The 17,944-nt window shown below is 70.0% G+C and carries 18 protein-coding genes; 11 read left to right on the forward strand and 7 right to left on the reverse strand.

Translation table 11 applies throughout. The features are described 5' to 3' along the window. Together ASG87_RS03320 and ASG87_RS03325 are read left to right on the forward strand one after the other, a co-directional pair. Positions 1 to 1,492 (forward strand): YadA family autotransporter adhesin (locus tag ASG87_RS03320; RefSeq protein ID WP_200948980.1); only part of this gene is annotated, 1,492 nt, incomplete at its 5' end. Positions 1,493 to 1,630: 138 nt separating this feature from the next. Continuing rightward, entirely contained in the window at positions 1,631 to 2,464 is an 834-nt protein-coding gene (locus ASG87_RS03325) for an OmpA family protein (protein WP_056000815.1), read from the forward strand. A gap of 328 nt (positions 2,465 to 2,792) precedes the next feature. Here the strand turns inward: ASG87_RS03325 and gap are convergent, their stop codons facing one another. After that, positions 2,793 to 3,797 carry a type I glyceraldehyde-3-phosphate dehydrogenase gene (gene gap / locus ASG87_RS03330; RefSeq protein WP_056000818.1) on the reverse strand — a complete coding sequence of 335 codons (1,005 nt, stop codon included), beginning with the start codon at positions 3,795 to 3,797 and terminating at the stop codon, positions 2,793 to 2,795. A 97-nt stretch (positions 3,798 to 3,894) separates the two neighbouring features. Further along, positions 3,895 to 4,215, reverse strand: a complete 321-nt coding sequence (locus tag ASG87_RS03335; protein WP_056000821.1) for a metalloregulator ArsR/SmtB family transcription factor — start codon at positions 4,213 to 4,215, stop codon at positions 3,895 to 3,897. A 74-nt stretch (positions 4,216 to 4,289) separates the two neighbouring features. Here ASG87_RS03335 and ASG87_RS03340 point away from each other — a divergent pair, with 74 nt between their 5' ends. From ASG87_RS03340 to ASG87_RS03370, 7 genes are all read left to right on the forward strand, one after another. After that, positions 4,290 to 5,168, forward strand: coding sequence for an MBL fold metallo-hydrolase (locus ASG87_RS03340; RefSeq protein ID WP_056000824.1), 879 nt, complete (start codon positions 4,290 to 4,292; stop codon positions 5,166 to 5,168). Then, on the forward strand, positions 5,054 to 5,590 hold the full coding sequence (locus tag ASG87_RS03345) for a YeeE/YedE thiosulfate transporter family protein (RefSeq protein ID WP_326937875.1): 537 nt from the start codon (positions 5,054 to 5,056) through the stop codon (positions 5,588 to 5,590). Before ASG87_RS03340 ends, ASG87_RS03345 begins: the two co-directional genes overlap by 115 nt. Then, positions 5,587 to 6,000, forward strand: coding sequence for a DUF6691 family protein (locus tag ASG87_RS03350; protein WP_056000830.1), 414 nt, complete (start codon positions 5,587 to 5,589; stop codon positions 5,998 to 6,000). The genes ASG87_RS03345 and ASG87_RS03350 overlap by 4 nt, the downstream gene beginning before the upstream one ends. Positions 6,001 to 6,048: 48 nt before the next feature. Further along, entirely contained in the window at positions 6,049 to 6,876 is an 828-nt protein-coding gene (locus ASG87_RS03355; RefSeq protein WP_056000833.1) for a S1/P1 nuclease, read from the forward strand. A gap of 326 nt (positions 6,877 to 7,202) precedes the next feature. Beyond that, on the forward strand, positions 7,203 to 8,678 hold the full coding sequence (pyk, locus tag ASG87_RS03360; RefSeq protein ID WP_056000835.1) for a pyruvate kinase: 1,476 nt from the start codon (positions 7,203 to 7,205) through the stop codon (positions 8,676 to 8,678). 75 nt (positions 8,679 to 8,753) lie between these two features. Further along, positions 8,754 to 9,197 carry an energy transducer TonB gene (locus tag ASG87_RS03365; RefSeq protein WP_056000837.1) on the forward strand — a complete coding sequence of 148 codons (444 nt, stop codon included), beginning with the start codon at positions 8,754 to 8,756 and terminating at the stop codon, positions 9,195 to 9,197. Positions 9,198 to 9,333: 136 nt separating this feature from the next. Further along, entirely contained in the window at positions 9,334 to 10,338 is a 1,005-nt protein-coding gene (locus tag ASG87_RS03370; RefSeq protein WP_056000840.1) for a class I fructose-bisphosphate aldolase, read from the forward strand. A 128-nt stretch (positions 10,339 to 10,466) separates the two neighbouring features. Here the strand turns inward: ASG87_RS03370 and ASG87_RS03375 are convergent, their stop codons facing one another. From ASG87_RS03375 to ASG87_RS03385, 3 genes are all read right to left on the reverse strand, one after another. After that, a complete protein-coding gene (locus tag ASG87_RS03375; RefSeq protein ID WP_235499556.1) occupies positions 10,467 to 11,051 on the reverse strand; it encodes a porin family protein in 585 nt (194 codons plus the stop codon). A 188-nt stretch (positions 11,052 to 11,239) separates the two neighbouring features. Then, the gene (locus ASG87_RS03380; RefSeq protein WP_056000843.1) at positions 11,240 to 11,833 is read right to left on the reverse strand and encodes a porin family protein; all 594 of its coding nucleotides are present in this window, start codon (positions 11,831 to 11,833) and stop codon (positions 11,240 to 11,242) included. A 203-nt stretch (positions 11,834 to 12,036) separates the two neighbouring features. After that, entirely contained in the window at positions 12,037 to 12,798 is a 762-nt protein-coding gene (locus tag ASG87_RS03385; RefSeq protein ID WP_056000845.1) for an outer membrane beta-barrel protein, read from the reverse strand. A gap of 292 nt (positions 12,799 to 13,090) precedes the next feature. Here ASG87_RS03385 and tkt point away from each other — a divergent pair, with 292 nt between their 5' ends. After that, positions 13,091 to 15,100, forward strand: a complete 2,010-nt coding sequence (tkt, locus tag ASG87_RS03390) for a transketolase (RefSeq protein WP_056000847.1) — start codon at positions 13,091 to 13,093, stop codon at positions 15,098 to 15,100. 153 nt (positions 15,101 to 15,253) lie between these two features. On the opposite strand, the gene ASG87_RS03395 is transcribed toward tkt, so the two are convergent. Both ASG87_RS03395 and ASG87_RS03400 read right to left on the reverse strand, forming a co-directional pair. Further along, the gene (locus tag ASG87_RS03395) at positions 15,254 to 15,892 is read right to left on the reverse strand and encodes an HAD hydrolase-like protein (protein ID WP_056000850.1); all 639 of its coding nucleotides are present in this window, start codon (positions 15,890 to 15,892) and stop codon (positions 15,254 to 15,256) included. Then, entirely contained in the window at positions 15,892 to 17,070 is a 1,179-nt protein-coding gene (locus tag ASG87_RS03400; protein WP_056000853.1) for a phosphoglycerate kinase, read from the reverse strand. Before ASG87_RS03400 ends, ASG87_RS03395 begins: the two co-directional genes overlap by 1 nt. 143 nt (positions 17,071 to 17,213) lie before the next feature. Between ASG87_RS03400 and maiA the strand changes: the two genes are divergently transcribed. Further along, positions 17,214 to 17,882, forward strand: a complete 669-nt coding sequence (gene maiA, locus ASG87_RS03405) for a maleylacetoacetate isomerase (protein ID WP_056000856.1) — start codon at positions 17,214 to 17,216, stop codon at positions 17,880 to 17,882. Positions 17,883 to 17,944: the final 62 nt, after the last annotated feature.

The following is a 17,944-nucleotide window of genomic DNA, read 5'->3' on the forward strand; positions in this document are numbered from 1 at the left end:
CGACGGCCTGGACAACCTAGCGGTGAAGTACGACGACGCCAGCAAGGGCAAGGTCACCCTGGGCGGTGCCGGCGGCACCGTGGTCACCAACGTCAAGGACGGCGACGTCTCCGACGGCAGCACCGATGCGGTGAACGGCAGCCAGCTTTACGCCGTGCAGGCGCAGGTGAACCAGAACGCCACCAACATCACCCTGCTGGACGGCCGCGTCACCAGCATCGAGGGCAGCATCAGCAACATCAACAACGGCAGCGTGGGCATGTTCCAGGTCAGCCAGGACCACAACACGCCGCCGCCGGCGCCGACCGGGCGCAACTCGGCGGCGGGCGGCGCCGGTGCGCAGGCGTCGGGCGACGACAGCGTGGCCGTCGGCAACGACAGCAAGGCCGCGGGCAAGGGCGGCACCGCGCTGGGCAACGCTGCCGAGGCGCGCAAGGACGGCGACGTGGCGCTCGGCGCCGGCGCGGTGGCCGACCGCGGCGCGGAGAGCTACACCGGCAAGTATTCCGGCGCGCAGAACGACAGCGTCGGCACCGTGTCGGTGGGCAATGCCGGGACCGGCGAGACGCGCACCGTGAGCAACGTGGCCGACGGCAAGGAGGCCACCGACGCGGTGAACCTGCGCCAGCTCGACGGTGCCGTGGCCGAATCGAAGAGCTACACCGACAGCCGCATCGGCGACGTGGTCAACAACATCAACAACGGCGCCACCGGCATGTTCCAGGTGAGCCAGGACCACAACGCCCCGGCGCCGAAGGCTGGCGGCAAGAACTCGGTGGCGGGCGGTTCCGGCGCGGAGGCGTCGGGCGACAACGGCACCGCGCTGGGCAACGACACGCTCGCTTCCGGTACCGGCAGCACGGCGGTGGGCAACGGCGCCCATGCGACCGGCGACAACAGCGTGGCGCTCGGCGCCGGCTCGGTGGCCGACCGCGCGGACAGCGTGTCGGTGGGGTCGGCCGGGCACGAGCGGCAGGTCACCAACGTGGCGGCCGGCACCCAGTCCACCGATGCGGTCAACGTGGGCCAGCTCAAGGCGGCGCAGGCGGGCAGCGTGCAGTACGACACCGGCACCGACGGCAGCGTCGACTACGCCAACGTCACGCTGAACCGCGGCGGCGCGGCCAGCACCCTGCACAACGTCGCCGCCGGTACGGCGCCGACCGACGCGGCCAACGTGGCCCAGTTGCGCGACGGGCTGCAGGAAACCCGCAACTGGGCGCGCGACTACGCCGACCAGCGCTTCCGCCAGGTCGGCCGCAACGCCAACGCGGGCGTGGCCTCGGCGATGGCGATGGCCGGCCTGCCGCAGGCGTACGAGCCGGGCAAGAGCATGGCTTCGGTGGCGGCCAGCAGCTTCCGCGGCGAGTCCAGCCTGGCGGTCGGCGTATCGACCATCTCCGAGAGCGGCCGCTGGGTCTACAAGCTCACCGGCTCGACCAACTCGCGCGGCGACGGCGGCGTGACGGTCGGCGCCGGCATGCAGTGGTAAGCCCGTAGCCAGTCTGTCGCCGTCCGCACGCTGCATGTCACCCCGAGATCGCACGTCGTGCGGGCGGCGGCACCCCCATTGCGGCATGGCAGCGGGCTTGATCGCCCGGCTGCCTGCCTCCGAATCGAGGAGTACGAAATGAAGATTGCCCTTGGAAAGACGATCCTGCTGTCGCTGGGCATGGCCGGCCTCGCCGCCTGCGCCAACGTGAGCCGCGGCATCGCCGCCGACGGCCGCGGCGCGGACGAGCTGCGCTGGCCGGCGCCGGAAGACACCACGCCGATGCACCGCGACGGCACCTGGCCCACACTCGCCAGCGTGCGGCAGGTGCAGGCGGGCCAGAGCAAGGACCAGGTGAGGGCGCTGATCGGTGCGCCGCACTTCAGCGAAGGCGTGTTCGGCGTGCGCGAATGGAACTACCTGTTCCACCTGCGCGACGGGCAGGCCGGCACGGCGACGGTGTGCCAGTTCAAGGTGCTGTTCGACGAGCACCGGCTGGCGCAGAGCTTCCACTGGAAGCCGGAGACCTGCGCCGCGCTGCTGGAGCCGCCGGCGCCCGCAGCACCGGTCGCACCGGCGCCCGCGGCCGGCGTCGAGCGCCGCAGCCTGTCCGCCGATGCGCTGTTCGCGTTCGACCGCTCCGGCCTGGCCGACATCCGCCCGGAAGGCCGCCTCCAGCTCGACCGGCTGGCCCGCGAGCTGCAGTCGCGCGAGGCCGGCGGCACGATCGCGGTGATCGGCCATGCCGACCGGCTCGGCAGCGCCGACTACAACCAGGCGCTGTCGCAGCGGCGCGCCGACACGGTGCGCGCGTACCTGGTGGACAAGGGCGTCGCGGCGGACGCGATCACCGCCGAAGGCCGCGGCAGCAGCGAGCCGGTGGCCGAGTGCGGCATGACCGCCCGCGCCGCGCTGATCGCCTGCCTGGCACCGGACCGGCGGGTGGAGATCGTGGTCGGCCCGCGTTCCTGAGCGGCTTCGCCACGGCAGGGAACCGCTCCCTGCCGTGGTGGTCGTCGGGCTCGATCCGCCGGTAATCGCCGGCGGGCTTTCTCTCTCCTGCTTGCGGGTCGGGCCGTCGCCGCAACATCGCCCCGCTTCCCTTCGTCGCCTTTGCATGCCGACGACAGAAGCGGCGATGCGGGGCGGTGCCGGTTCGCCCGGGCGGGGGCAAGGCGCCTGCTGCACGCAGGAACACCCTGGACCGTTCCGGTCCTCCCGCTCCGCTCCGCAGGCCGGCGGCGGAGCCAAAAAAAACCGCGCCATGGGCGCGGTTTTTTCATCCTGGAAGCGCGACGGCTCAGCCGGCCGCGACCACCCGGACCATCTCCAGGCACTTGTTGGAGTAGCCCCACTCGTTGTCGTACCAGCTCACCAGCTTGACGAAGGTGCCGTCCAGCGCGATGCCGGCATCGGCGTCGAACACCGAGGTGCAGGTCTCGCCGCGGAAGTCGGTGGCCACCACCTTGTCCTCGGTATAGCCGAGGATGCCCTTCAGCGCGCCTTCGCTCTGCGCCTTCATCTCCGCGCAGATCTCGGCGTAGGTCGCGTCCTTCTCCAGCTCGACCGTGAGGTCGACCACGGACACGTCCGAGGTCGGCACGCGGAAGCTCATGCCGGTGAGCTTCTTGTTGAGCTCGGGGATCACCACGCCCACCGCCTTGGCCGCGCCGGTGGAGGAGGGGATGATGTTCTCCAGGATGCCGCGGCCGCCGCGCCAGTCCTTGTTGCTCGGGCCGTCGACGGTCTTCTGCGTCGCGGTGGCGGCGTGCACGGTGGTCATCAGGCCGCGCTTGATGCCCCACTTGTCGTGCATCACCTTGGCGATCGGCGCGAGGCAGTTGGTGGTGCAACTGGCGTTGGAGATGATCGCCTCACCTTTGTAGGTCTTGTCGTTGACACCGTAGACGAACATCGGCGTGTCGTCCTTCGACGGCGCGGACAGGATCACTTTCTTCGCGCCCGCATCGAGGTGCTTCTGCGCGGTGGCCTTGTCCAGGAACAGGCCGGTGGATTCGATCACCACGTCGGCGTTCACTTCGTTCCACTTCAGGTTGGCCGGATCGCGTTCCTGGGTCAGGCGGATGGTCTTGCCGTTGACCACCAGGTGGCCGCCCTCGACCTTCACGTCGCCCTTGAAGCGGCCGTGCACCGAGTCGTAGCGCAGCATGTAGGCCAGGTAGTCCGGCTCCAGCAGGTCGTTGATCGCCACGATCTCGATGTCGTTGCCGAAGTTCTGCACGGCTGCGCGCAGCACGTTGCGGCCGATGCGGCCAAAACCGTTGATGCCGACCTTGATGGTCATGGGACAGCGTCCTCCAAAGCGTTGGGGAAACGGCCGCGGCGCGGCCGGCCAAATCGCGATTTTACAGGCAAACCCGCGGCGCCGCAGGAGCCGCTGCTCAGCGCTTCCGGCGCGGCGCGCAGTAGATGCCGTGCAGCGTATCCATCAGCGCGCGCACCGGGCCGTCGGCCAGCCGGTAGTGGACCGCCTGCGCCTCGCGCCGGGTGGCGACCAGGCCGTGCGCGCGCAGCCGCGCCAGATGCTGCGACAGCGCGGACTGGCCCAGTTCCACGCGCTCCTGCAGCGCGCCCACCGACAGCTCGCCCTCGGCCAGGTGGCACAGGATCAGCAGGCGCTGTTCGTTGGCAAGCGCCTTCAGCAGGGCGGCCGCTTCGCCGGCGTGGGCGCGCATGCGGGCGGGATCGGTCGGGTTCCTCATGCGGACATTATGCCGTAGCTTGCTAAATTAGCAATTTCTAATATAGTGCGCCCATCGTCCAGCGGTGAAACGCCATGCCTGCCGAAGTCGCCTCCTTCTTCCACTCGCCCACCTCGACCTGGACCCATGTGGTCAGCGATCCATCCAGCGGCGCGGCGGCGGTGATCGATCCGGTGCTGGACTTCGATCCCGCCAGCGGGCGGCTGGGCACCGAGGCGGCGCGGCAGGTGCTCGACCACCTGCAGGCGCGGCGGCTGGACCTGCGCTGGATCCTGGAGACGCACGCCCATGCCGACCACCTCACCGCGGCGGCCTGGCTGCGCGAGCAGACCGGCGTGCCGGTGGCGATCGGCCGCGGCATCGTCCAGGTGCAGTCCACTTTCAAGCGTCTGCTCGGGTTGGGCGACGGGTTTCGCGCCGACGGCTCGCCGTTCGACCGCCTGCTCGACGACGGCGAGCGGCTGCCGCTGGGGGCGCTCGAAGTGCAGGCGATGGCAACGCCGGGACACACGCCGGACGGCATGAGCTATCGCGTGGGCGACGCGGTGTTCATCGGCGACACGCTGTTCGCGCCGGCGGCCGGCAGCGCCCGCTGCGACTTCCCCGGCGGCGACGCCGCCATGCTGTATGCCTCGGTGCGCCGACTGTACGCGCTGCCGCCGGAGACCCGCGTGTTCCTCTGCCACGATTACCCGCCGGCCGGCGCCGAGCCGCGCGCGGAGGTGCCGCTGGCCGAGCAGATGCAGGCGAACATCCATCTGGCCGCGGGTGTGGACGAGGCCGGCTTCGTCGCCATGCGCGAGCGCCGCGACGCCACGCTCGCCGCGCCGCGTCTGCTGTGGCCGGCGCTGCAGGTGAACATCCGCGCCGGACAGTTGCCGCCGCCCGACGCCGAGGGCCGGCGCTTCCTCAAGCTGCCGCTGGATGCCGCCGCGCTGGGGCCGCTCGCATGAGCCAGTTCACGCCGTGGAGCGCGCTCGCCGGGGGCGTGCTGATCGGTGCGGCTTCGCTGTGGCTGCTGGCCGCGCTGGGGCGCATCGCCGGGGTCAGCGGCATCGTCGCCGGACTGCTGCCGCCGCGCACCGGCGACTGGGCGTGGCGGCTGGCCTTCGTGCTCGGCCTGCCGCTTGGCGCGGCGTTGTGGCAGTGGTACGGGCCGCTCGACGTGGCCGGCCACGCGCCGGCCTGGCGGCTCGCGCTGGCCGGCCTGCTGGTGGGCTTCGGCACCCGGCTGGGCGGCGGTTGCACCAGTGGGCACGGCGTATGCGGCGTGGCGCGGCTGTCGCCACGCTCGCTGGCGGCGGTGGCGGTGTTCATGGCGACCGCCATGCTCACCGTGGCGCTGCTGCGGCATGGGCCGGGAGCCGTGCCGTGAGGCGCGCGCTTGCCGCGCTGCTGGCCGGTGTGGCGTTCGGGCTTGGCCTGGCAATGTCGGGCATGGCCGATCCTCGCAAGGTGCTCGGCTTCCTCGACGTGGCGGGCGACTGGGATCCGAGCCTGCTGCTGGTGATGGCCGGTGCGGTCGGCGTCTACGCGCTTCTCTGGCGGCGACTGACGCAGCGTCCACGGCCATGGCTGGAGACGCAGTTCCGGCTGCCAGGGGCGCGCCGCATCGATGCGCGCCTGCTCGGCGGCGCGGCGCTGTTCGGCGCCGGCTGGGGCCTCGCCGGCTACTGCCCGGGGCCGGCGCTGGCAGGCCTCGGGCTGGGCAACGCCGACCTGCGCTGGCTGTTGCCGGCCCTGCTGCTCGGCGTGTGGCTGGCCGGACGCGTGCCGGCGCGCTGAGCGGAGCGTGTGGCAGACTGCGTGGCCTTCCCGCACCGGAACCCCGTCATGCTCCCGTTCCGCCGCCTGCTGACCGTCGCGCTCGCCGGCTTCGCCATCGCGCCCGCCGCCCATGCCTGGGGACCGCTCGGCCACAGCATCGTCGCCGAGCTGGCGCAGCGGCACCTGAACCCGGCCGCCGAGGCCGAAGTGGAGCATCTGCTGGCGCCCGAACACACCACGCACCTGGCCGACGTCGCCAGCTGGCCGGACCAGATCCAGGACGATCCGGCGCTGGCGGCGCTGTGGAAGCAGACCCGTGCGCTACACTACATCGACTTCTTGCACGGCGACTGCGACTACGTGCCGCCGCGCGACTGCAGGGGCGGCAAGTGCGTGGTGGCCGGCCTCGACCATTACGTGCAGATCCTCGCCGACCGCGGCCAGCCCGACGCCGCGCGCCGCGAGGCGCTGAAGTTCGTGGTGCACTTCGTCGGCGACGTGCACCAGCCGCTGCACGCGGGCAGCCGCGACGACAAGGGCGGCAACACCTACCAGGTGCAGTTCCGGGGCAAGGGCAGCAACCTGCACAAGGTGTGGGATTCCGGCCTGCTCTCCACCCGCGGCCTGGACTGGCGCGGCTATGCCGCCGAGCTGGATGCGCGCGGTCCCGTGCCGCTGCCGCCGCCGATCGCGCCGCTGGACAACGCCTATGCGCAGTGGGCGGAAGAATCCTGCCGCATCACCGTCGCGCCGGGCTTCTATCCCGACGGCCACGTGATCGGCCAGGCCTACGTCGACGCCGAGCTGCCCGTCGCCGAGCGGCGCCTGCGCGAGGCGGGACGGCGCCTGGCCGAGGTGCTCAACCTCGCGCTGGAGGCACCTCGGCAGCCTTGAGGAATGCGCCGCCGTCCGAATTTATTGCATTGCGGCATGCCAGTCGCAGTGCGGATGGCCCGGTCCGGCGGCGCCGTCCGCCGGCGACGGCGCGGATGCGCCAGTCCATCCTCGGCGCGGCCGTGCAGCAGACCAATATGCGATGTCTGGACTGCCGTCGAACAGACCAGTGCTCCGCCGTATCCCGGCGATGTACGCACGCGGACCATACCACTGCGCCAGTCCGCGACCGTTCCGCGAGCAGTCCACTTGCGCCAGCGGCGGCAGGCGAAACACGCGGGCCCGCTACCCCTGGCGCGGCCGTCCGGTTCTGCTAGTTTGGAAGGATGACTACCGAAACTGTGATGCGCCGCACCAAGATCGTCGCCACCCTGGGCCCCGCTACCGATGCGCCGGGCATGCTCGAGAAGATCCTCGCCGAAGGCGTGGACGTGGTCCGCCTCAACCTGTCGCACGGCCAGCCGGACGACCACCGCGCCCGCGCCAACGCCGTGCGCGACGCGGCGGCCAAGGTCGGCCGCGAGGTCGGCATCCTGGCCGACCTGCAGGGGCCGAAGATCCGCATCGAGAAGTTCGCCAACGGGCCGGTGGAACTGCGCGAGGGCGACGCCTTCGTGCTCGACTGCGCCCCGGGCGCGCCGGCGGGCGACGCCTCGCGGGTCGGGGTGAGCTACCACGACCTGCCGCGCGACGTGGCGGCCGGCGACGTGCTGCTGCTGGACGACGGCCTGGTCGCACTGACCGTGCTGGCCGTGGTCGGCGCCGAGGTGCGCTGCCAGGTGCTGGTCGGCGGACGCCTGTCCGACCGCAAGGGGCTCAACCGGCAGGGCGGCGGCCTGTCCGTTTCCGCGCTGTCGGACAAGGACCGGGCCGACATCCAGCTCGCCGCCGAGATCGGCGCCGACTTCCTGGCGGTGTCGTTCGTGCGCTCGGCCGCAGACATGGACGAGGCGCGCCGGCTGCTGCACGAGGCCGGCGGCAATGCCGCGCTGGTGGCGAAGATCGAGCGCGCCGACGCGATCCCGGTGCTGGGCGAGATCATCGACGCCTCCGACGTGGTGATGGTGGCGCGCGGCGACCTGGGCGTGGAGATCGGCGACGCCGAGCTGCCCGGCCTGCAGAAGAAGATCATCCGCGAGGCGGTGCAGCGCAACCGCGCGGTGATCACCGCCACGCAGATGCTGCAGTCGATGGTGCGCTCGCCGATCCCGACCCGCGCCGAGGTGCTGGACGTGGCCAATGCGGTGATCGACGGCACCGACGCGGTGATGCTGTCGGAGGAATCCGCCGCCGGTGCGCACCCGGACAAGGCGGTGGCGGCGCTGCGCCGCATCTGCCTGGGCGCCGAGCGCCAGTTCGAGCCGAAGGAAGACCTGAGCGCCGGCGCGCACCAGTTCGACCGTACCGACCAGGCGATCGCGCTGGCCGCGATGCTGCTGGCCAGCGAGCTGGGCCTGCGCGCCATCGTGGCGCTGACCGAGTCAGGCGCCACCGCGCAATGGCTGTCGCGCTACCGCAGCGCGGTGCCGATCTACGCGCTGTCGCCGTTCGCCGGCTCGCGCCGGCGCATGCTGCTGCTGCGCGACGTGCAGCCGGTGGCGTTCAGCCACGGCGAGACGCAGAGCATGGCCGCCTCCACGCGCGCGGCGGTGCGGTTGCTGTTCGACCAGGGCCGGCTGGTGGAGGGCGACCGGGTGGTGATCACCTACGGCGACCGGGTCGGCCACGTCGGCGGCACCAACACCCTCAAGCTGCTCTCGGTCGAGGCGGGCGGCATGGTGGAGAGCCTGCGCGACCTGTAGGCGGCGTTTCACCTGCCGGCCGCGCGCGACGGGATTACACTGGCGACCGGTCACCAATACCTGCCGGAGATTCCGATGAACGCCTTCCGCACCGTTCGCATCCCCCTGCTGCTCGGCCTGGGGCTGGCCTGCGCCGTGCCGGCGCTGGCGCAGTCCGCGCACCGCCTCGGCCCGCAGCGGATCAACGGCTACTGGATCCTGATCAACCACAACGTCGCCGTGGACGTGCCCAACGGCGGCCGCAACATGAACAAGCCCGGCTGCGCCTCGGTCAGCTACACCATCGGCTCGGACGGCGTGCCACGCGACATCAAGGTGGAAAAGGTGGTGCCGGCCGGCGACTTCGGCCAGATCGCGGCGAGCGCCGTGGCCAACTTCCGTTACGGTCCCTCGCTCACCAACCGCGCCAGCGAGCCGGTTTCCACGTACTACATCGTGCCGTTCAACTCGCCGGACCAGGGCGAGGGCCAGCAGCAGTTGATGGCCCCATGCAGGCTGCCCGGCTACGACGAGGGCTGAACCGGCCCGCGGCGGCCCCCGGGCGACCCGGGGGGCGATCCGGCTATAATCGCCCGCTTTGAGCCTTGCCGGCCCCGGTTTCCGGGGCGGCGTCATCCTTTGCGCGGCCACGCCGCCCCGACTGCACGGAGTCGTCATGAGCATTGAAGATCTGGAAAGCATCGCCCTGGCGATGGTCGCGCCCGGCAAGGGCATCATCGCGATCGATGAGTCGACCAACACCATCAGGAAGCGCTTCGAGGCGGTCGGCATCGAGAACACCGAGGAGAACCGCCGCGCCTACCGCGAGCTGCTGCTGACCACGCCGGGCCTGAACGAGCACATCTCCGGCGCGATCCTGTTCGACGAAACCCTGCGCCAGTCCACCAAGGACGGCGTGCGCTTCGCCGACTACATGAAGAAGAACGGCATGATCCCGGGCATCAAGGTCGACAAGGGCCCGGTGCCGCTGGCCGGCTTCCCGGGCGACGTGGTCACCGAAGGTTTGGACGGGCTGCGCGAGCGCCTGCAGGAATACGCCAAGCTTGGCGCGCAGTTCGCCAAGTGGCGCGCGGTGATCAACATCTCCGAGGACAACCCCAGCTCCACCGCGATCGAGGCGAACTGCCACGCGCTGGCGCGCTACGCCGCGCTGTGCCAGGAAGCGGGCCTGGTGCCGATGGTCGAGCCGGAAGTGATCATGGACGGCGACCACACCATCGAGGTCAGCTACGAAGTGCACGAGGCCGTGCTGCGCAGCCTGTTCAACGCGCTGTACGAGCAGAACGTGATGCTCGAGGGCACCATCCTGAAGTCCAGCATGGTGATCCCGGGCAAGGACTGCGACGAGCAGGCCGAGGTCGAGGAAGTCGCCGACGCCACCGTGCGCGTGCTCAAGGCCACCGTGCCGGCCTCGCTGCCGGGCATCGTGTTCCTCTCCGGCGGCCAGACCGACGAGCAGAGCACCGCCCACCTCAACGCGATGAACCGCATCGGCCCGCATCCGTGGCCGCTGTCGTTCTCCTACGGCCGCGCCATGCAGCAGGCCGCGCTGAAGCTGTGGTCGAAGGACATGAAGGGCAACGTCGCCGAGGCGCAGAAGACCGTCGCCGCCCGCGCCAAGGACAACGGCCTTGCCGCGCTGGGCCAGTGGAACGGCTGAGTTTCGCGGCATCCGCCTCGGCATGAGGCATGCGAAAACGGGCGCCGCGAGGCGCCCGTTTTTCGTTTCCCGCCGGATGCCGGTGGCATTGCGGTCCCGGCGACCGCCGCGCAGGCTGCACGCGATCGTCAGAAACGGTACTCGGCATTGACGGCGAAGATCCGTGTGCCGATGTCGTAGTCGTCCTTGTCGATTTTGTAGTAGTCGAAGCTGGCGCCCACGCTCCAGTGGCGGTCGATGTCGTAGCCCGTGCCCACGCCGGCGTACCAGCCTATCGATTGTTCGCTGCCTCTGAAGGTTTCGGTGCTGCCGTCGTCGTAGGCGACCCCGGCCTTGGCGCGCAACTTCCATAGGAAGGCTCCGCTGCGGGTGGAGACGTACCAGTGCCGGGTCGGGTTGAAGTGGCCGTTGAGGCCCAGGGTCCAGCCGTCGCCGGAAAGCTTCGCCCGGTCGCCGTAGCCGCCCTTGGCGTCGACGCTGCCCAGGTCGGTATAGCCGACCTCGAAGCCGAGGATGCGCTGGTCGTGGTATCCGGCATTGATCATGTAGGCGGTGCCGGCCTCGGTGCCCGAGCCGTAGCCGTCCACCGAGGCCTTGTAATGGGCGCTGCCGACGCCTGCGTTGACGAACCAGCCGTTTGGCTTCTTTGCCATTGCCGACGTGGTTGCGAGCATGCCGGCTCCGGCCAGCATCAGCGCCGGAAGTGTCTTCATCATCATCTGCTTCCCCTGTGCCCATCTTTTGGAGCGGCTTCCGGCGAGAAGGGAAGCCGTGTGGTCCGCCTTCATGGCGGCGCGCCATTCTACGGGGAGCGATAGCGGCAGGAGACAAAAACGGACGCCTGAAGGCGTCCGTTTTTGTAGGCATATACCCCGACGTCGTGTAGGGGTTCGCTGACTACTTAGAAGCGGTATTCCGCGCTGACCGAGACCATGTCGGTGCTCAGGTCCACCCGGTTCTTCTTGGCGTTGTAGTAGTCGTAGTTCAGGCCGAGGCTGACGTTGTTGCTGAAGTCGTAGCCCACGCCCGCGCCGGCGTACCAGCTGGTGTCGTCCAGGCCCTTGCGGATCGGGTTCTCGTTGTTGCTGAGGCCGTGGCCCTTCCAGCCGTAGATGCCGCCGCGCGCGCTCACGTACCAGTTCGGATCGAGATTGAAGTGGCCGTTCACGCCGGCGGTCCAGCCGTGCAACTGCGACTTGCCCTTGTCCACCACGTCCTTGCTGTTGAAGACGTTCTTGACGTGGATGTTGCCCAGGTCGTTGTAGCCGGCCTCGACGCCCAGCGCGACCGACGGGTTCACCGCCCAGCGGTAGCCGCCGTTGATGCCGTAGCCCGTGTCGTGGCCGTCGTACGGGCCCTTGTCGATCGAGGTGCGGCCGACGTTGCCGTTGATGAACCAGCCGTCGTTGTGGGTCGGCGCGCTCTGCGCGAACGCGGCGGGGACGGCCAGCAGGCTGGCGGAAGCGAAGGCAAGGGCGAGCAAAGACTTCTTCATGGAGTTTCTCCTGTTATGGATGCGGCGGATCTGCCTCGGGGCAGGCGTTGTGATCCGCCAATGGACGCAGGGGGTTTGTGCGTCACGGTTACTCAGATGCTGGCGGGCGGGAAAGGTTTCAATACCGGCCAGTACACCATTAAGCATGCGTTAAAAAACCATGGCGGCGGGTATGCCGCCCATGGCGATGGCGCGGGACGGCCTCAGAAGCGGTATTCGCCCGTGAGCGAGACGATGCCGGTGGAGCGCTTGAAGTCCGCGCGGGTTTCGCCGGTGTCGTCGTTGCGCACCTTGCCGGCGTTGGCGTGGAAGTAGTCGTACTGCACGCCTACGCCGAAGTGCTCGTTGACGTCCCAGCCGGTGCCGATGCCGGCGTACCAGCTGCCGCGACCGGCGCGGCCGCCGCTGCTCAGGTGCAGGTCCTGGCCCACGCTGTTGTTGTAGTTGCGGTTGTTGTCGTTGGCGCGGAAGTAGCCGCCGTGGAAACCCATGTACCACTGCGGCATCAGGTTGATGCGGCCGTTCACGCCGACCAGCCAGCCGCGCAGCGCGTTCTCCTGCTTCCTCTGGTTGACGTCGTTCGAGTTGAAGACGTTCTTGACCCGGAAGTTGCCCAGGTCGGTATAGCCGGCCTCCAGGCCGAGGCCGAGGTCCTGGCCCACTTTCCAGCGATAGCCGCCGATCAGGCCGTAGCCGGTGCGGCGGCCGCGTTCGCCATGCAGGAAATTGAAGCCGCTGGCATTGCTGCCGAAGCCGCCGTTGCTATTGCCGTTGGTGCGGCCGACGTTGGCGCCGATGAACCAGTTGCCGCTGCCGACCGGCTGGCTGGGCTGGAGATTGCCGCCGGCCGCCCGGGTGTCGGACACCGGCGTGGCTGCGGTGGTGTCGGCGAGCGCTGCCTGGGGCTGCTCGGCCGGGGCCGCAGCGGGGGAGGTCGCCTGGCTGTCCTGTGCGAAGGCGGGCACGGAGCACAAACCGGCGGAAGCGAAAGCAAGGGCAAATAGCGTCTTTTTCATGGGGATTCTCCGCTTATGACATCAGACCGGCCGCAGGCTGGGGAGGCACTGCGGCGATCACGCACGGGGAAATGCGCCCGGCCATTGAACGGGGCTGAGCCTGAAGCCTGCCGATATCCCCTTCCGGAAAATTAAGGTCGAATTAATGTCGCTGCCCCGGGCGACATGCCCCCGGAGCGCGACAGCGGGTCGGGGAATCGGCGACAATCAACGCTTTGCCCAGCCTTTCGGAGATGCACCGATGACCACCCGCCGCGAACTCGCCAACGCCGTGCGCGCCCTCGCCATGGACGCCGTGGAGGCGGCCAAGTCCGGCCATCCGGGCATGCCGATGGGCATGGCCGACATCGCCGAAGTGCTGTGGAACGACTTCCTGCGCTTCAATCCGGCCAACCCGAAGTGGTTCAACCGCGACCGCTTCGTGCTCTCCAACGGCCACGGCTCGATGCTGCAGTATGCGCTGCTGCACCTGACCGGCTTCGACCTGCCGATGGAGCAGCTCAAGCGCTTCCGCCAACTGCATTCGAAGACCGCCGGCCACCCGGAAGCCAGCGAGACGCCCGGGGTGGAAACCACCACCGGCCCGCTCGGCCAGGGCCTGGCCAATGCGGTCGGCTTCGCGCTCGCCGAGAAGGTGCTGGCGGCGCATTTCAACCGTCCCGGCCACGACGTGGTCGACCACCACACCTACGTGCTCCTGGGCGACGGCTGCCTGATGGAGGGCATCTCGCACGAAGTCGCCTCGCTGGCCGGCACCTGGCAGCTCGGCAAGCTGGTGGCGATCTACGACGACAACGGCATCTCGATCGACGGCGAGGTGCACGGCTGGTTCACCGACGACACCCCGGCGCGCTTCGAGGCGTACGGCTGGAACGTGATCCGCGGGGTGGACGGGCACGATGCCGACGCCGTGAAGAAGGCGATTGCCGCCGCCACCGCGCAGAACGACAAGCCCACCCTGATCTGCGCCAGGACCATCATCGGCTTCGGCGCGCCGCACAAGCAGGGCAAGGAAGAGAGCCACGGCGCACCGCTGGGCAAGGACGAGATCGCCGCGGCGCGCGAGCGGTTGGGCTGGCACTACCCGCCGTTCGAGATCCCCGCCGACATCTACGCCGGCTGGGACCACAGAAAGGCGGGCGCCGCCGCCGAGCAGGACTGGAACGACGCCTTCGCGGACTACGCCGCCGCGCATCCGGAGCTGGCCGCCGAATTCAAGCGTCGCATCGCCGGCGAGTTGCCGTCCGACTGGGCCGGGAAGTCGCAGGCGTACATCGCCAGGCTGCAGGCCGAAGGGCCGGAAGTGGCTTCGCGCAAGGCTTCGCAGATGACGCTGGACGCGTTCGGCCCGCTGCTGCCGGAACTGATCGGCGGCTCGGCCGACCTGGCCGGCTCCAACCTCACCAAGTGGAAGGGCAGCCTCGACGCCGGCAACGGCAACAGCGCCGACGGCAAGGGCAACTACGTCTACTACGGCGTGCGCGAGTTCGGCATGACCGCGATCGCCAACGGCCTGGCCCTGCACGGCGGCTTCATTCCGTACGACGCCACCTTCCTGGTGTTCTCCGACTATGCGCGCAACGCGGTGCGCATGAGCGCGCTGATCCCGGCCCACGCCATCCACGTCTACACGCACGACTCGATCGGCCTGGGCGAGGACGGCCCGACCCACCAGCCGGTGGAGCACCTGGCCTCGCTGCGCTACATCCCGAACAACCAGGTGTGGCGCCCGTGCGACGCGGTGGAGTCGGCCGTGTCGTGGAAGGCGGCGATCGAGCGCAGGGGCAACCCGGCCTGCCTGGTGTTCTCGCGGCAGAACCTCAAGCACCAGCAGCGCAGCGAACGGCAGGTCGCCGACATCGCGCGCGGCGCCTATGTGCTGTCCGATCCGCTGGACACGAAGTTCCAGGCGATCCTGATCGCCACCGGCTCGGAAGTGGAACTGGCGATGGAAGCGGCGCGCACCCTGGCCCAGCAGGGCATGGCCGTGCGCGTGGTGTCGATGCCGTGCACCGAGGTGTTCGATGCGCAGCCGCTGGAATACCGCGAAGGCGTGCTGCCCGGCTGGTGCCGCGCCCGCGTCGCGGTGGAGGCGGCCACCGCCGACTTCTGGCGCAAGTACGTGGGCCTGGACGGCGAGGTGGTCGGCATGACCGGCTTCGGCGCCTCGGCACCCGCGCCGCAACTGTTCGAGCACTTCGGCTTCACCGTGGCGCACGTGGTCGACGCGGTGAAGCGCGTGGTCGGCTGATTGCCTGTCGCCCGGATGGGAAAGGAGCCGCGGCACGCCGCGGCTCTTTTTTTGCCTGCGCCTGCGTCGCCATGCGCCGACGCTCTCCCGCCGTTCGGAGAAAGTGGCTGGCGCGGCGGGGAACGACAGTCTGACCGATGGCCCGTGGGCGCGTCAGGTAGCGAGCCAGCCTGCCAGTTCGCCAGGGGTGGCGGCGATCGCGCTGGCGCCGGCGCGCTCCAGCTCCTCGCGGCTGCCGAAGCCCCACAGCACGCCGATGCCGCGCACGCGGTTGGCCACCGCGCCGTCGATGTCGAAATGGCGGTCGCCGACCATGACCGCCTGCTCCGGCGCGACGCCGAAATCCGCCAGCGCCGCGGCGATCATCGTGGCCTTCTCGCTGTGCGGGCTGGCCGGGTCGGGGCCGTACAGGCGGCTGAAGGCGCCGCCGAACGGCAGGTGGTCGAGGATCGGCCGGGCGTGCCGCTCGGGCTTGCTGGTGACCACTGCCAGCGTGTGGCCGGCGTCGCCCAGCCGCCCGATCATCGCCTCGATGCCTGGGTAGACGGCGTGCTCGTGCCAGCCGTGGGTGTCGAAGCGCTCGTGGTAGTACGCCACCGCCGCCTCGACCCGGACCGCATCGTGGTCCAGCAGCGGCGCGAAGCTGTGCCGCAGCGGCGGGCCGATCCAGCGCCGCAGTTCCTCGTGCGCCGGCGCCGGCACGTCCAGCCGCGCCAGCGCGTGCGCCACGCAGGCGGTGATGCCGCGCTCGGAGTCGATCAGGGTGCCGTCGAGGTCGAACAGGCAGAGCATTACTTGGCCGCGCGCGCCTTGAGGGCGGTGACGGCCGGCAGTTCCTTGCCCTCGAGGAATTCGAGGAAGGCGCCGCCGCCGGTGGAGATGTAGGAGACGCCGTCGGCGATGCCGTACTTGTCTACCGCAGCCAGGGTGTCGCCGCCGCCGGCGATCGAGAACGCGTCCGAGGCGGCGATCGCGCGGGCCAGCGTCTCGGTGCCCTGGCCGAAGGCGTCGAACTCGAACACGCCGACCGGGCCGTTCCACACCACCGTGCCGGCCCTGGCGATCAGCTCGGCGTAGTGCTTGGCCGTCTCCGGCCCGATGTCCAGGATCATCTCGCCGTCCTTGACCTGGTCGACCGGCTTTACCGTGGCCGGCGCGTGCGCGGAGAACTCCGGCGCGACCACCACGTCCACCGGCACCGGCACTTCGGCGCCGCGGCGCCGGGCCTCGGCCATCACCTTTTTCGCGGCCTCGACCAGGTCCGGCTCGTACAGCGAATTGCCCACCGAGTGGCCCATTGCCGCGATGAAGGTGTTGGCGATGCCGCCGCCCACGATCAGCTGGTCCACCTTGCCGATCAGGTTGTCGAGCAGGGTCAGCTTGGTGGAGACCTTGGAGCCGGCCACGATCGCCAGCAGCGGATGCGCCGGATGCTCCAGCGCCTTGCCCAGCGCGTCCAGCTCGTTGCACAGCAGCGGGCCGGCCGCGGCCACCGGAGCGTACTTGATCACGCCGTGGGTGGACGCCTGCGCGCGGTGCGCGGTGCCGAAGGCGTCCATCACGAAGATGTCGCACAGCGCGGCGTACCGCTTCGCCAGCGCCTCGTCGTCCTTGCCCTCGCCGACGTTCATGCGGCAGTTTTCCAGCACCACCACCTCGCCGTCGGCCACCTCGACGCCGCCGAGGTAGTCGGCCACCAGCCGCACCGGCTTGCCCAGCTTGTCGCCCAGCCACTGCGCCACCGGCGCCAGCGAGGATTCGGCGTCGAACTGGCCTTCCTTCGGGCGGCCCAGGTGCGACAGCACCATCACCCGGGCGCCGGCGTCGCGCGCGGCCCGGATCGTGGGCAGCGCGGCGTCCAGGCGCTGGGTGGAGGTGATGTGGCCGTTCTCGATCGGCACGTTCAGGTCTTCGCGGATCAGCACGCGCTTGCCGCGCAGGTCGAGATCGCTCATGCGGATGACGGACACGACGGAACTCCTAGGTTTCATGGGTGCGGGCGCCCGATGGCGCGAACCGCGCATTGTCCCGCCCGCCCGACGGCGATGCAAACCGCGGCGACGGGTATCCTAGGCGGCCACGTTCCGGTTTCCCCGCATGAGGACCTAAGGTCATGGCCCAGGATCTGGTGTTGTACGGCTACTGGCGATCCAGCGCCGCCTATCGCGTGCGCATCGCCCTGAACCTGAAAGGGCTGGCCTACGAATCGCGCCCGGTGCACCTTGTCCGCGACGGCGGCGAGCAGCATGCGCCGGGCTATCGGGCGCTGAATCCGCAGGAGCTGGTGCCCTGCCTGGTCGATGGCGGGCAGGCGCTGACCCAGTCCCTGGCGATCATGGAGTACCTGGACGAGACGCGGCCCGCGCCCTCGCTGCTGCCCGGCGACGCGGCCGGACGCGCCCGCGTCCGTGCGCTGGCGCAGCTCGTCGCGTGCGACGTCCATCCCTTGGGCAACCTGCGCGTGCTGCAGTACATCGGTGCGACGTTCCAGGCCGACGATGCCGCCAAGGGCGCCTGGTCGCGGCATTGGATCGCCGAAGGCTTCAAGGCGCTGGAGGCGATGCTGGCCGGCCACCCGGCGACGGGGCGGTTCTGCCACGGCGACACGCCTACCCTGGCCGATGCCTGCCTGGTACCGCAGGCCTACAACGCGGTGCGCTGGAAGCTGCCGATGGACGACTATCCGACGATCCGGCGCATCCTGGCCGCCTGCGACGAGCTGGAAGCCTTCCGCCGGGCCGCGCCGGAAGCGCAGCCGGACGCTCCGGCCGCGGAAGCGTAGGGTCTCTGGCGGAGCCTGCCGCTCGGCGGCTCCGCCTCGTTGTCCGGTCGGGATCGAAAGGT

The organism is Frateuria sp. Soil773, from assembly GCF_001428405.1.
In the GTDB taxonomy this organism is placed as follows: Bacteria; Pseudomonadota; Gammaproteobacteria; order Xanthomonadales; family Rhodanobacteraceae; genus LMSL01.